The following is a 956-nucleotide window of genomic DNA, read 5'->3' as shown; positions in this document are numbered from 1 at the left end:
GGCTACGCATCGTCGCCTTGGTGAGCCGTTACCTCACCAACTAGCTAATGCGCCGCGGGCCCATCCGCAAGTGACAGCCCAAAGGCCGCCTTTCAACCGAAGACCATGCGGTCTTCGGTGTTATCCGGTATTAGCTCCGGTTTCCCGGAGTTATCCCGGTCTTGCGGGCAGGTTGCCCACGTGTTACTCACCCGTCCGCCGCTGACCAAACAAGAGCAAGCCCTCGTTCGGTCCGCTCGACTTGCATGTATTAGGCACGCCGCCAGCGTTCGTCCTGAGCCAGGATCAAACTCTCCAAAGAAAGTTGATTGGCTTTTGCTTCGGCCCATGCGGACCTCCGCTTTTCGTCGCGCTTCGTTTCGTTCAGTTTTCAAGGAACGATCAATCTCTTCATCGCCAGAAGAATTACTTCCTCAAAAGCGACTCTTATAATATATCACCTTTTCGTTTTTCTGTCAACACTCTTTTTTGTTTTTTTGCCGCATCGAAGCGGCTTTATCTTAATTAGGCGAGAAGACTCCCACTTCAACGAAGCAAAGCGGAGTAAGTGGGAGATGAATCGCCTTAACTATATTTTGCTGAAAATAGGATAGATTCAGTAAAATATAGTATAATATAGTTAGATGGGAGGTGAAAAAATGTATTTTTGTATCAAACAACAGCTAAATGGTTTGACCAAAGAAAAATACTTGACTCTTCGAGAACTGTGCCATATTGCCAAGAACATGTACAACGTCGGATTGTACAATGTCAGACAATACTATTTTGAACACAAGGAATTTCTTAATTATGAGAAAAACTATCATCTTGCCAAAACTAACGAAAACTCGTAACTATTCACCCCAGTGCTAGTGTATAAAAAAGCCCAGCACAAATAGGGCATTTCGGTCATAGAAAATGCCCTAGGTAGCGGAAAGAACTCGATCGATCGTTTCGCCTGCCAACAGAAGACATAA

General features: G+C 45.3%; 1 rRNA gene and 1 pseudogene. One reads left to right on the top strand and one right to left on the bottom strand.

The features are described 5' to 3' along the window. A 16S ribosomal RNA gene (locus ETC02_RS16695) occupies positions 1-301 on the bottom strand; the annotation flags it as partial. 337 nt (positions 302-638) lie between these two features. Between ETC02_RS16695 and ETC02_RS17920 the strand changes: the two are divergent. Then, positions 639-827: pseudogene (locus ETC02_RS17920) on the top strand (RNA-guided endonuclease TnpB family protein); the annotation flags it as partial. Positions 828-956: the final 129 nt, after the last annotated feature.

It is taken from the genome of Geobacillus sp. DSP4a (assembly GCF_013096875.1).
GTDB lineage: Bacteria > Bacillota > Bacilli > Bacillales > Anoxybacillaceae > Geobacillus > Geobacillus thermophilus.
Note: the sequence above shows the minus strand (reverse complement) of the source record. Positions and strands in the feature narration are given on the sequence as shown.